The following is a 13,242-nucleotide window of genomic DNA, read 5'->3' as shown; positions in this document are numbered from 1 at the left end:
TACATCGCAAGCCGGTACTTCGTAGAGACGATTTTTCCGGGAGAGAACAAGATGGACGCCGCAGAACTGCGCCAGATGCAGGCCCCGATCAAGGAGCGCTACAAGACCGATCCCAAGACCGCGATGATCACGCTGAAGGCCAAGGGCTCGACCGACAGCGAAGGCATCGCCTGCAAGGTCGAGACCGGCCGCGCCATCGCAATGGCCGGCCTGCATCCCGCAACCGGCGGCTCCGGCCTCGAGCTCTGCTCCGGCGACATGCTGCTCGAGGCGCTGGTCGCCTGCGCCGGCGTCACGCTGAAATCGGTCGCGACCGCGATCGAGGTGCGCTTGAAGACCGGCAACGTCTACGCCGAGGGCGATCTCGATTTCCGCGGCACGCTCGGCGTCGACAAGGAGACCCCGGTCGGCTTCGCCGAGATCCGTCTGCGCTTCGAGGTCGACACTGATGCGCCGCAAGACAAGCTCGACCTGCTGCTCAAGCTGACCGAACGCTATTGCGTGGTCTACCAGACCATCAAGAACGGCCCGAAGGTTTCGGTCTCGATGCAGCGGATGTAGCGAGCGAAGGCCGCTCGCCCCACAATTAGTGTCGTCTCGGCGAAGCCCGGGACGACAAAGAAAAAAATGTCCCCCGAGCTCCACTTCATCCTCATCCTCGTTCTGCGCATGATGGTCGCGGCGGCGTTCGTCGTGACGGCGTCGATCATCACCGAGCGCTCAGGGCCGGTGATCGGAGCGCTGGTCGCGACCTTGCCGGTCTCGGCCGGACCATCCTACGTCTTCCTCGCGTTCGACCACGATGCCGCCTTCATCGTGCAGGGCGCACTGTCGAGCTTGCCGGTCAATGCAGCGACGATCTTCATGTGCGTTACCTATGTGGTGCTGGCACAGCGGCGTAGCCTTCTGGTGAGTTGCGGAAGCGCGGTCGCAGTCTGGATCGTGTTCGCATCGATCATCAAGCAGTTCGATTGGCCGCTCACCGCCGGGCTCGCCGCCAATCTGATCGCGTTCGGCATCTGCATTCCGTTGCTCGCGGGCTATCGCCACGCGAAGATGCCGCTGGTGACGCGGCGCTGGTATGACGTGCCGATGCGGGCTGCGCTGGTCGCGACCCTGGTCGCGATCGTCGTCTCGACCTCGGGCTGGGTCGGTCCCCGGATCAGCGGCATCATCGCGCTGTACCCGGTGGTGTTCTCCAGCATCATGGTGATCCTGCATCCCCGCATCGGCGGCCCTCCGACTGCTGCCGTGCTCGCCAACTCCGCCTGGGGCCTGCTCGGATTCGGCATGGCGATCGCCACAATGCACGTGGCGGTGGAATGGTTCGGTTCAGCCATCGGTCTTGGGATTGCACTCGCCACATGCATCGTTTGGAACCTTACTCTATGGGGGATCGGGCGCAGTACGTTGCACAAGGCGCGGCAAGCACCGTGACACTACGGACATGCGGCACGGCGTCGCCGGATTCTTCCGTAGCAAACTCGCCATGACCGATCACGAGACGCTTTCCTTCAAACCCCTGAAGGACCAAGGCCATTTCAATTCAGCGCGGACCGAGCAGCGTGTAAGGCGTGCCGTCGTACAGCTTTAGGCTGCTTTGTCGGCCATCGCCTTTCCCAGAATTCGTTAGCACTTTATTCGAGTCTTATAGGTATTGAATCATCTTGCGTACCCGCCTCGGTCTTCGCAACGCGAGTTTACCGGCGGAATTTTCGATTGGAATTCGGTGCGTGTGCCGCGCCGTCACGTCCCCTGATCCCGTCACGCAATTTCATGATTTTGGAGATTCACTGATGTTTGGTCGCAAGTCCCGCAACGACGCGGACGCTCAGCTCGCAGCCATCGGGCGCTCGCAGGCCATGATCGAGTTTGCCATGGACGGCACGATCCTTCACGCCAACGAAAATTTCTTGAATGCCCTCGGCTATTCCCTCGACGAAATCAAGGGGAAGAAGCACGCCATGTTCATGCCGGCCGATCAGCGCGATAGCGCCGAGTACAAGGCGTTCTGGGCCGCATTGAACCGCGGCGAGTATCAGGCAAGCGAGTTCAAGCGGATCGCGAAGGGCGGCCGCGAGATCTGGATCGAAGCATCCTACAATCCGGTGCTCGACGGCGACGGCAAGACGGTGATGGTCGCCAAGATTGCGACCGAAATCACCGAGAAGAAGATCCGGAGCATGACGGACGCTTCGAAGATCGCTGCTGTGGGCCGCGCCCAGGCCGTGATCGAGTTCAAGCTCGACGGCACCATCGTCACCGCGAACGAGAATTTCTGCAAGGCGCTCGGCTATTCGCTTGCCGAGATCCAGGGCAAGCATCACAGCCTGTTCGTGCCCCAGGCCGAGCGCGACGGCGCGGCCTATCGCGAGTTCTGGGCCAAGCTAAACCGCGGCGAATACCAGGCTGGCGAGTTCAAGCGCATCGGCAAGGGCGGCCGCGAGGTTTGGATTCTAGCCTCCTACAATCCGCTACTCGATGAGAACGGCAAGCCCTTTGGCGTCGCCAAGTTCGCCACCGACGTCACCGCCGAGAAGATGAAGACCGCCGATCTCGCCGGCCAGATCGCGGCGATCGAGAAGGCGCAGGCGGTGATCGAGTTCAACATGGACGGCACGATCATCACCGCCAATGCCAATTTCCTCGGTGCCCTCGGCTATTCGCTGGCGGAGATCAAAGGCAAGCACCACAGCATGTTCGTCGAGCCCTCGGAGCGCGATGGCAATGGCTATCGCGAGTTCTGGGCCGCGCTCAACCGCGGCCAGTACCAGGCGGCCGAATACAAGCGCATCGGCAAGGGCGGCAAGGAGGTCTATATCCAGGCCTCCTACAACCCGATCATGGATCTCAACGGCAAGCCGTTCAAGGTCGTGAAATATGCGACCGACGTCACGAAGCAGGTGCTGGTCCGCATGGGCAACGAGCGCGTCCGCAGCATGATGGAATCGGTCGCCGCGGGTTCGGAGGAACTGAACGCCTCAGTGCGGGAGATTTCCGAGGCCATGACCAAATCGCGCGAGACCGCGATGAGCGCGGTGGAGCAGGTCGCTTCCGCTGATGCCCAGGCCCAGCGCCTCACTGAAGCGGCGCTGGCGATGAGCGGGATCGTCGAGCTCATCAACAACATCACCGGGCAGATCAACCTCCTGGCACTTAACGCCACCATCGAATCCGCCCGCGCCGGCGAAGCCGGTCGGGGCTTTGCGGTGGTGGCCTCGGAGGTCAAGAGCCTCGCCAACCAGGCCAAGCAGGCCACCGACAAGATCGGCGCTGAGATCGGTAGCCTCAACGGTATCTCCGGAGACGTCGTCACCGCCCTGGCTTCGATCAAGACGGCCATCAGCAACGTCAGCGAATATGTGACGTCGACGGCGGCGGCAATCGAAGAGCAAAGCACGGTGACCAACGAGATGTCGACCAGCATGCAGCGCGCCGCAGCGGAAGCAGCGGCGATCTCGGCGAGGGCGTAGCCAGCGCTCGGAACGGTAGGGTGGGTTAGCGGAGCGTAACCCACCTCTTTAGTTTCTGCGGTGACGGAAGTGGTGGGTTACGCCTTCGGCTAACCCACCCCACGGCACCTCATGCCTTCGGCAGCTTGGCCTTCAAAGCATACAGCGCGTCCAGTGCTTCGCGCGGCGACATCTCGTCCGGATGCAGCGCCTTCACCGCGTCCATCAGCAGTTCGGCTTCGCTCGGCGGGGCGGCTTCTGCGGCGGCGCGCGAGGGCACCGCGAACAGCGGCAGATCGTCGGCCAGCGCGCGCGCCGTCTGACCGCGGTCCTGGGCTTCCAGCTTCGCCAGCACCGATTTCGCGCGCGTGATCACGGCCGGTGGCAGGCCGGCGAGCTTGGCGACCTGAATGCCGTAAGAGCGATCGGCCGAACCCGGCAACACCTCGTGCAGGAACACGACGTTGCCCTGCCATTCCTTCACCCGCACGGTCGCGTTGAACATCCGCGGCAGTCTTGCGGAGAGCGCCGTCAGCTCGTGATAATGCGTCGCGAACAGCGTGCGGCAACGATTGCTCTCGTGCAGATGCTCGATCGCGGCCCAGGCGATCGAGAGGCCGTCGAAGGTCGCAGTGCCGCGGCCGATTTCATCGAGGATCACGAGCGCGCGCTCGCCGGCCTGGTTCAGGATCGCGGCGGTCTCGACCATCTCGACCATGAAGGTGGAACGGCCGCGGGCGAGATCGTCGGCAGCGCCGACACGCGAGAACAGGCGATCGATGATGCCGATCCGCGCGCGTGTCGCCGGCACGAAGCTGCCGATCTGGGCAAGCAGCGCAATCAGCGCGTTCTGGCGCAGGAAGGTCGATTTGCCCGCCATGTTCGGACCGGTCAGCAACCAGAGCTGGCCGGACTTTTGCGCAGGGCCCGGCGAGAGATCGCAGGCATTGGCGATGAACGGCTCGCCATTGCGCTTCAAGGCCTGCTCGACCACCGGATGGCGACCCGCCTCGATGGCAAAGCCGAGAGACGCGTCCACCTCGGGCCGCACATAGTTCTCGTCGATCGCCAGCTTGGCCAGCGACGTCGCGACGTCGAGCAGCGCAAAGGCGTGGGCGGCGGCGCGCAGCTCCTCGCTGATTGCCAGAGCCTTGGCGCAGAGCCGCTCGAAAATTTCGAGCTCGAGTCCGAGTGCGCGGTCGCCGGCATTGGCGATCTTGGCTTCGATCTCTCCCAGTTCCGAGGTGGTAAAGCGGACCTGGCCGGCCAGCGTCTGGCGGTGGATGAAGGTTGCGTTCAGCGGCGCCGACATCAGCTTGTCGCCGTGCTGCGCGGTGACCTCGACGAAATAGCCGAGCACGTTGTTGTGCCGGATTTTGAGACCCTTCACACCCGTGTTGTCGGCGTAGCGCGCCTGCATCGAGGCCACCACCAGGCGTGAGGCGTCGCGGAGGTTTCGCGTTTCGTCCAGCGCAGGCTCATAGCCTTGGCGAACGAACCCGCCGTCGCGCTTGATCAGCGGCAGTTGATCGTCGAGCGCCCTGGCGAATTCCGCCGCGAGCTCGCGCGATGGCCTTTGCAGCGCCGCCATCACCACGGCGATCTCCTGCGGCGGCTGGTCGAGTTCGTCAAGCCGCGTCAGCACCTGGTCGGCGGCGATGATGCCGTCGCGCAGGCCGGCGAGGTCGCGCGGCCCGCCGCGGCCGACGGATATACGGGCCAGCGCTCGCGACATGTCGGGGGCGCCGCGCAGGATGCTGCGAATGTCCTCGCGCGCGGCCGAGTCAGCAACGAAGCTGCCGACGGCATCGAGCCGCCGCGCAATCGCCGCCGCATCGGTCAGCGGCGCGGCAAGCCGCTGCGCCAGCAGGCGCGAGCCGGCCGAGGTCACCGTGCAGTCGATCGCATCGAGCAGCGAGCCGCGGCGTTCTCCGGCCAAGGTCCGCGTCAGTTCGAGATTGGCACGGGTGGCGGGATCGATCGCCATGGTCGCGCCCGAGGCTTCGCGCGCGGGCGGCGACAGCGGCGGATGTTTGCCGACCTGGGTGCGGTCGACATAGGTGACGGCGGCGGCGGCGGCAGTGGCTTCCAGCCGCGTCAGCTGGGACAGTCCGTCCATGGTCGCGACGGCAAAATAGTCGCATAGCCGCTTCTCGGCGGTGGCGCCGTCGAAGACGTCGCGGGTCAGCGGCGTCACCGCCGGCAGCTCGCGCAGAGTCTGTCCGAGCTCGCGATCGTTATAGAGCGCGTCGGTGACGATCACCTCGTTCGGATTGATGCGTGCCAGCGTCGCGGCAAGTTCGCCGCCCGAACATTCCGTCACCGTGAATTCGGCGGTCGAGATGTCGATCCAGGCGAGGCCAAAGCGGTCACCGCCCGCAGACGAGCGCGCGCGCGCGAGCGCCAGCAGGTAATTGTTGGCGCGCGCGTCGAGCAGCGTGTCCTCGGTCAGCGTGCCCGGCGTGACCAGGCGCACCACGCCGCGGCGCACGACACTCTTGTTGCCGCGCGCCTTGGCGGCGGCGGGATCCTCGGTCTGCTCGCACACCGCGACCCGGTGCCCGGCGACGATCAGCCGGTGCAGATAATCCTCGGAGCGCTCGACTGGCACGCCGCACATCGGGATATCGGCGCCTTGATGCTTGCCGCGCTTGGTCAGGACGATGCCGAGTGTCCTGGAGGCGATCTCTGCGTCCTCGAAGAACAGCTCGTAAAAGTCGCCCATCCGGTAAAACAGCAAGAGGCCCTGATGCGCCGCCTTGATTTCAAGGTACTGTTCCATCATCGGCGTCACGCGCGCGGCAGCTTCCGCCTGCGGCGCGGGCGTATCGTCGGGGGGCGGTACAGGGATCGGTTGTTGCATTGTCATGGGCGGCGCAACCTACAAAATTTCGCCCCGCGCTCCTATCGCTTTGGCCGGGGAGGGGAGGTTTTCCACGTTGTCCGCACCGCGGCATGCGCAACTCGCGTGCGCACCCCCAGGAACACGCGCGTATCGGTCAATTGACCTCCCGCGGGCACCCTCCTAAAACTCCGCCGACATTGAAGAATTTAGGCCGGATCGCGGCATTCAGGGAGAACAACGATGCGTGACGTCTTTATCTGCGATGCCGTGCGGACCCCGATCGGCCGTTTTGGCGGCTCGCTCGCCAAGGTGCGTGCCGACGACCTTGCGGCGGCCCCGATCAAGGCTCTGATGGCCAAGCACCCCAATCTCGACTGGGCACAGGTTGACGAGGTCTTCTTCGGCTGTGCCAACCAGGCCGGCGAGGACAACCGCAACGTTGCACGCATGGCGCTCCTGCTTGCGGGCCTGCCGGATTCGGTTCCAGGCCAGACCCTGAACCGGCTCTGTGCCTCCGGTCTCGATGCGGTCGGTGCCGCCGGCCGCGCCATCCGCTCCGGCGAGATCGAGCTTGCGATTGCCGGCGGCGTCGAATCCATGACGCGCGCGCCCTTCGTGATGGGCAAGGCGCAGGAAGCGTTCTCGCGCTCGGCTGAGATCTTCGACACCACGATCGGCTGGCGCTTCATCAATCCGCTGCTGAAGGCGCAGTATGGCGTCGACGCGATGCCCGAGACCGGCGAGAACGTCGCCGAGGAATTCCAGGTCTCGCGCGCCGATCAGGACGCCTTCGCGATCCGCTCGCAGCAGCGCGCGGGCGCCGCGATCGCGGCCGGCTATTTCGCCGAGGAGATCATCCCGATCACCATTCCCGGCGGCAAGGCCGGCCCTGTTACAGTCGACAAGGACGAGCATCCGCGTCCCGAGACCACGCTGGAAGCCCTGACCAAGCTCAGGCCGATCGTGCGCAATCCCGGCACGGTGACCGCCGGCAACGCCTCCGGCGTCAATGACGGCGCCGCCGCGATGATCCTGGCGTCCGAGGCTGCCGTGAAGAAGCACGGCCTGACACCCCGCGCGCGCATCCTCGGCCTCGCCTCGGCCGGCGTGCCGCCGCGCATCATGGGCATCGGCCCGGTGCCGGCCACCCGCAAGCTGATGGAGCGTCTCGGCAAGAAGATCAGCGATTTCGACCTGATCGAGCTCAACGAAGCCTTCGCCTCGCAGGGTATCGCCTGCATGCGCCAGCTCGGCGTTGCCGACGATGCCGATTTCGTCAATCCGCATGGCGGCGCGATCGCACTCGGTCATCCCCTCGGCATGAGCGGCGCGCGCCTCGCGCTCACCGCCGTGCACGGCATGGAGAAGCGCGGCGGCAAGCTGGCGCTCGCCACCATGTGCGTCGGCGTCGGCCAGGGCGTGGCTGTCGCGATCGAGAAGCTGAATTGACGAGACGCGCAGCGTGCCGTCATCCCGGGGCGGGGCATTTGCACCGAACCCGGGATCTCGAGATTCCGGGTTCAGCCCTCGGGCTGCCCCGGAACGACAGGGAGAAAACCGTGCCATGATCATCGCGAGCGAGCAGGACGTCACGGCCGCGGCATTGGCGGTGATGGAGCGGACGTCAGATCCGCGGCTGCGCCAGATCATGGTCTCTCTGGTCAAGCACCTGCATGCCTTCGTCCGCGACGTTCGCCTGACGGAGAAAGAGTTTCGCGACGCCACGGCTGTCATCGCCGAGCTCGGCAAGCTCTCGACCGACACGCATAACGAGGTCGTGCTGATGGCAGGCTCGCTCGGCGTCTCGCCGCTGGTGTGCCTGCTGAACAACGGCGACCAGGGCAACACGGAAACCGACCAGTCGCTGCTCGGACCGTTCTGGCGATTGAACTCGCCGCGGGTGGAAAATGGGGGATCGATCGTCCGCTCCGAGACGCCGGGCGCGCCGCTGTTCGTCAACGGCCGCGTCGTGGACAAGGACGGCCGTCCCGTCGCCGGCGCCGAGGTCGATGTCTGGCACGCATCGCCCGTGGGTCTCTATGAAAACCAAGACCCCGAGCAGGCCGACATGAACCTGCGCGGCAAGTTTACGACCGACCACGACGGAGCCTTCTCTTTCCGCTCCGTGATGATGGTCGGCTATCCCATTCCGACCGACGGCGTGGTCGGCCGCCTTCTGGAGGCGCAAGGCCGGCATCCCTATCGTCCCGCGCACCTGCATGCGTTGATCTTCAAGCCCGGATTCAAGGTGCTGATCTCGCAGGTCTACGACCCCGCCGATCCGCATATCGACAGCGACGTGCAGTTCGGCGTGACCAAGGCGCTGATCGGCAAGTTCCTGCGCCATGACACGCCACATCCGAGCGAGCGCGACGTCGCGACGCCATGGTATTCGCTCGACCATGTCTACCGGCTCGAAGCCGGCGAGGCCGTCCTGCCGCGTCCGCCGATCAAATAGGGCTCAAAGCCGCTTCCCCCAATTAGTTATATCCTATAATGATTGGCGGAAGCGTTGACCGGTCGGAAAAAGGCCGGGGAGGAGTTCGCCAATGACATTGATCTATCCCGTCGACAGCAACACGGCGCATCCGCTGCCGCTGTCGCCCGAGTACAAGAGCTCGATCAAGCGCGCGCCGAACAAGCCCTTGATCCCGATGCGCCATACGCTGTCGGAGCTGACCGGCCCGGTCTACGGCCATGAGACCGTGCGCGAGGGCGACAGCGACCTCACCACCCAACACACCGGCGAGCCGCTCGGCGAACGCATCATCGTGCACGGCCATGTGCGCGACGAGGACGGCCGCGGCGTGCCGAACTCGCTGGTCGAGATCTGGCAGGCCAATTCCTGCGGCCGTTACGTTCACGTCCGCGACCAGCATCCGGCGCCGCTCGATCCGAACTTTACGGGCGCGGGCCGCACTGTCAGCGATGCTGCGGGCTATTACCGCTTCGTCACCATCAAGCCCGGCGCCTATCCGTGGGGCAACCATCATAACGCCTGGCGTCCCGCCCACATCCACCTCTCGGTGTTCGGCCATTCCTTTGTCACGCGTCTCGTGACGCAGATGTACTTCCCGGCCGATCCGCTATTCCCGTTCGATCCGATCTTCAATTCGGTGCCGGACGAAAAGGCGCGGGCGCGGATGGTGTCATCGTTCGATCTCGAGAACACCCAGCCCGAATGGGCGCTGTGCTACCGCTTTGATGTCGTGCTGCGCGGCAAGAACGCCACCCCTATGGAGAACCATTAAGTGCAGGACAATGGGATCACGCCGTCGCAGACCGTCGGCCCGTTCTTCAAATACGGCCTGACGCCGACCGGCGAGTACGCCTGGAATGACGCGTTTACCAACTCGACGCTAACGCCCGACGTCACCGGCGAGCGTGTCCGCATCGAGGGCCGCGTGTTCGACGGCGATGGCGTCGCCGTGCCCGATGCCATGCTGGAGATCTGGCAGGCCGATGCGCAGGGGCGCTTCGCCGATCCGCAGGACAAACGCGCGCTGCCGAATGCGAGCTTCCGTGGCTTTGCCCGCTGCGGCACCGACAAGGACGGCAATTATTCCTTTGAAACCATCAAGCCGGGCGCGGTGCCCGATCCCGACGGCAAGCCGCAGGCACCGCATATCCTGCTTGCGGTGTTCGGCCGCGGCATGCTGCGGCATCTCTATACCCGCATCTATTTCAGCGACGAGGCCGGCAATGCTGCCGATCCCGTGCTGGCGGTGGTGCCGGCCGACCGCCGCGCCACGCTGACGGCCGTGCGCGAGGCCGGCAAGCCGGTGTACCGGCTCGACCTGCGGCTCCAGGGCGACAACGAGACGGTGTTTTTCGACGTGTGACCCCAGCGTCGTCCCGGTCAGGCGGAGCGCCGATCCGGGACGACAGCGGAGGACGGGCCTGATTTCGCTGCCCGAAACCGTTCACCTGACGCCGTTTCCCGTATTTTTTCGGAGCTCGCGCGATGCAATTTCTGCGCGAAGCAATCCCGTGTTTACCGTAATCCTCTAGGGTCCGTGGGATTCGGCGCGGCCCCATTGGATTATTCCATGAAAATTCGCCTTTCGCTTTCTTCCGCAATCATTGCTTTCGGCGTCGTTCTGGCGATCGGTTTCACCGCCGTGGTCTCCACCAGCCTTTACGCCTTGAAAGAGCTCAAGGTCGGCGGTCCGCTCTATTCCGACATCAAGCTGGGCAATGACCTCATCGCCGACATTCTGCCGCCGCCGGAATATGTGATCGAGGCCTATCTCGAGGCCACGCTCGCCATGCGCGAGCCCGACCAGCTTGCGGCCCATGGCGAACGCCTGGTCCAGCTCCGCAAGGACTACGACGAGCGCAAGGCATTCTGGGTCACCTCCAGCCTCTCGGCCGACCTGAAGACGGCCCTGGTGTCGAAATCCGACGCCGAGGTGCAGAAGTTCTGGAAGCTGTTGTCCGACCAGCTCCTCCCCGCCCTCAAGTCCAAGGACACGGCCGGCTCCGAGCGCGCCTACGCGCAGCTCAAGGATGCCTACACCGCGCACCGCGCCGTCATCGACAGCATCGTCGAGAGCGCCAACAAGCAGAATGCCGACATGGAGAAGCTGGCCGCGGACCGCGACAGCTCCATGCTTTATATCCTCCTCGGCGTCTCCGCCGCCGTCCTCGCCTTCATTGCGGCGGGCCTGCTCGGCGTCGCTCTCGGCGTGATGCGCCCGATCGTGCGCATGACCAGCACGATGCAAAAGCTCGCGACCGGCGATCTCGCCGCCGACATTCCTTTCGCGCATCGGCAGGACGAGGTCGGCTCGATGGCGGGCGCGCTCCTGGTGTTCAAGCAGGCGGCGGTCGAGAATTCCCGGCTGCGCGAGGAGCAGTTGCAGAAGGAGCATGAGGCGGCGCTCGCCAAGCGCGGGGCCCTGCACCAGATGGCCGAAACCGTCGAGCGCGAGACCGGCCGCTCGGTCGACACCGCGAGCGCGGCGACGCAAGGCGTGGAGCGTGCCGCCTCCAGTCTGTCCGAGATCGCAAGGTCGCTCTCGACACAGTCGCAGGCGGTCGCAGCCGCCTCGACCCAGGCCCTCGGCAGCTCGCAGACCGTCTCGGCCGCAGCGGAAGAACTCAGTGCTTCGATCCGCGAGATCGCAACCCAGGTCGCGCGGACCAGCACGGTTACAAAATCGGCGGTCGCCGGTCGGGAACAGGCGCGCTCGACCATCCAGACGCTGGCTGGATCGGTGAAGAAGATCGCCGAGGTCTCCGACCTCATCGGCGGCATCGCCGGCCAGACCAATCTGCTGGCACTCAACGCCACGATCGAGGCGGCGCGGGCCGGGGAGGCAGGCCGTGGCTTCGCGGTGGTCGCCGCCGAAGTGAAATCCCTGTCCGACCAGACCGCCAAATCCACCGAGGAGATCGCGCGGCTGATTGCCGAGATCCAGGCCTCGACGCAGGCCGCAGTCGATGCCGTCGAAACCATGGGAGGCCACATCGTCGAGATCGACGGCGTCGCCACCTCGGTTGCCGCCGCGATGGAAGAGCAGGACGCCGCGACGCGAGAGATCACGCGGTCGATCTCCGAATCGGCTTCCGCGGCCAAGGAGGTCTCGGCCAAGATCGGTGATGTCAGCCGCGACGCCGCCTCCGTGAACGAGCGCGCCGCGGAGGTCAGGCAGGCGATCGCCGGCATGGCGGCCAATCTCGAACAGCTCCGGTCGGTCGTGGTCCGGACGGTGCGCGACTCGACAGCGGCGGCCTGAGCCGGGCGCGACGTCGTTCGCTGGCGCCTGCGGCCGTGATCGTGCAGTATGACGCGGGACAGGGGCATCGTGGTTCATGACACCTCCACAATTGCCGGCGGTCGTTGAGCCCGCCCAACTGACAGCTGCGCTGCGTAGGAGTGGCGTACTGGACGCCGGCGCAGTGCGCGAAGTGAAGGTGCTGCATCAGCACCCGGCCATGGTGTCACAGGTCATCCGCCTTGGGCTGCGTTATGTCGGGGAATCCGCCGGGGCACCGCCCTCCGTGATCCTCAAGATGCCGCATCCGACCTACGCCAAGACGTTGGCCAATTCCGGTCGGCAGGAAGTGGCCTTCTACACTCATCTTGCACCGAATATGCCGTCGCAGATCGTACCGCGCTGCTACGATGGCCATTTCGACGAGGAGAGCCAGGACTGGCATCTGCTGCTCGAAGATCTCACCGGCAGCCATGAGATCGCGGCAGCTTGGCCGCTGCCGCCTTCGCGCGATCGGGCAACGGCGATCGTCACCGCACTCGCGCGCTGGCACGGTGCGTGGTGGGATCATGCCAGCCTTGGTGAGGCTGTCGGCTCCTGGTCAAGCGTCGACGAAAGCGTGAGGCAGATGGAGACCTTCGCCGGCCATTACGACCGCTTCGCCGATCTGCTCGGCGACCGCCTCAGCGAAGAGCGCCGAATCCTCTACCGGCGCTTCATCGACCAGTCGGGCCACCTGCTCCAGCGCTACCATTCGCACCGCAACGTGACCGTCGTCCACGGCGACGCGCATTGCTGGAATTTCCTGGTGCCGCGCGCCGGCGTCGCCGATAGCGTACGCATTTTTGATTTCGACCGGTGGCGCATCGGTGTGCCTACGAGCGATCTCGCCTACATGATGGCGACCCAATGGTATCCGGAACGCCGGCAGGCACTCGAACGGGCGCTGCTCAACCGCTACTATGAGACGCTGATCGCGTACGGTGTCGCCGGCTACACACGCGGCGCGCTGGACCAAGACTATCGCTGGTCGGTGCTCTGGCACATCACGAAGCCGGTTTGGCAATGGAGCGTCAACACCCCAGAGGTCGTCTGGTGGAATAATCTGGAGCGCGTGATGATGGCGGTCGAGGATTTGGGTTGCGAGGAATTGTTGTAACTGCTCACGCGATAAACCGGTGTCATCCTGGCGAAAGCCAGGACCCATTACCCCAGGGAAAGGTTG

Annotated in this window: 10 protein-coding genes; 9 read left to right on the top strand and 1 reads right to left on the bottom strand. The window is 65.0% G+C overall.

Annotated features, from left to right (window positions below):
• Positions 1–51 precede the first annotated feature (51 nt).
• The 3 genes from BRA1253DRAFT_RS22560 (at position 52) to BRA1253DRAFT_RS22550 (ending at position 3,473) form a co-directional block, all read left to right on the top strand.
• Positions 52–561, top strand: a complete 510-nt coding sequence (locus tag BRA1253DRAFT_RS22560) for an OsmC family protein (protein WP_007598152.1) — start codon at positions 52–54, stop codon at positions 559–561.
• 66 nt (positions 562–627) lie between these two features.
• Positions 628–1,437, top strand: coding sequence for a hypothetical protein (locus BRA1253DRAFT_RS22555; RefSeq protein ID WP_007598151.1), 810 nt, complete (start codon positions 628–630; stop codon positions 1,435–1,437).
• A 359-nt stretch (positions 1,438–1,796) separates the two neighbouring features.
• Positions 1,797–3,473: a PAS domain-containing methyl-accepting chemotaxis protein gene (locus BRA1253DRAFT_RS22550; RefSeq protein WP_007598150.1), complete on the top strand. Its 1,677-nt coding sequence runs from the start codon at positions 1,797–1,799 to the stop codon at positions 3,471–3,473.
• A gap of 109 nt (positions 3,474–3,582) precedes the next feature.
• Here BRA1253DRAFT_RS22550 and mutS read toward each other — a convergent pair whose 3' ends face one another.
• Entirely contained in the window at positions 3,583–6,321 is a 2,739-nt protein-coding gene (gene mutS / locus BRA1253DRAFT_RS22545) for a DNA mismatch repair protein MutS (protein ID WP_007598149.1), read from the bottom strand.
• Positions 6,322–6,537: 216 nt separating this feature from the next.
• Between mutS and pcaF the strand changes: the two genes are divergently transcribed.
• The 6 genes from pcaF to BRA1253DRAFT_RS22515 all read left to right on the top strand — a co-directional run bounded on the left by pcaF (position 6,538) and on the right by BRA1253DRAFT_RS22515 (position 13,176).
• Complete coding sequence (gene pcaF, locus BRA1253DRAFT_RS22540) at positions 6,538–7,746, top strand: 3-oxoadipyl-CoA thiolase (protein ID WP_007598148.1); 1,209 nt, start codon at positions 6,538–6,540, stop codon at positions 7,744–7,746.
• 115 nt (positions 7,747–7,861) lie between these two features.
• Positions 7,862–8,755 (top strand): dioxygenase, encoded by an 894-nt coding sequence (locus BRA1253DRAFT_RS22535; RefSeq protein ID WP_007598146.1) that lies wholly within the window; start codon positions 7,862–7,864, stop codon positions 8,753–8,755.
• A 91-nt stretch (positions 8,756–8,846) separates the two neighbouring features.
• Positions 8,847–9,548, top strand: a complete 702-nt coding sequence (gene pcaH, locus BRA1253DRAFT_RS22530) for a protocatechuate 3,4-dioxygenase subunit beta (protein ID WP_007598144.1) — start codon at positions 8,847–8,849, stop codon at positions 9,546–9,548.
• Entirely contained in the window at positions 9,549–10,139 is a 591-nt protein-coding gene (gene pcaG / locus BRA1253DRAFT_RS22525) for a protocatechuate 3,4-dioxygenase subunit alpha (RefSeq protein WP_007598143.1), read from the top strand.
• Positions 10,140–10,346: 207 nt separating this feature from the next.
• On the top strand, positions 10,347–12,038 hold the full coding sequence (locus tag BRA1253DRAFT_RS22520; protein WP_007598141.1) for a methyl-accepting chemotaxis protein: 1,692 nt from the start codon (positions 10,347–10,349) through the stop codon (positions 12,036–12,038).
• Between the two features lie 163 nt (positions 12,039–12,201).
• Positions 12,202–13,176, top strand: coding sequence for an ecdysteroid 22-kinase family protein (locus BRA1253DRAFT_RS22515; RefSeq protein WP_245285954.1), 975 nt, complete (start codon positions 12,202–12,204; stop codon positions 13,174–13,176).
• Positions 13,177–13,242 lie beyond the last annotated feature (66 nt).

The organism is Bradyrhizobium sp. WSM1253, from assembly GCF_000244935.1.
GTDB classification, from domain to species: domain Bacteria; phylum Pseudomonadota; class Alphaproteobacteria; order Rhizobiales; family Xanthobacteraceae; genus Bradyrhizobium; species Bradyrhizobium canariense.
The sequence above is the reverse complement of the archived record's forward strand: the minus strand, read 5'-3'. Positions and strand labels throughout refer to the sequence as shown.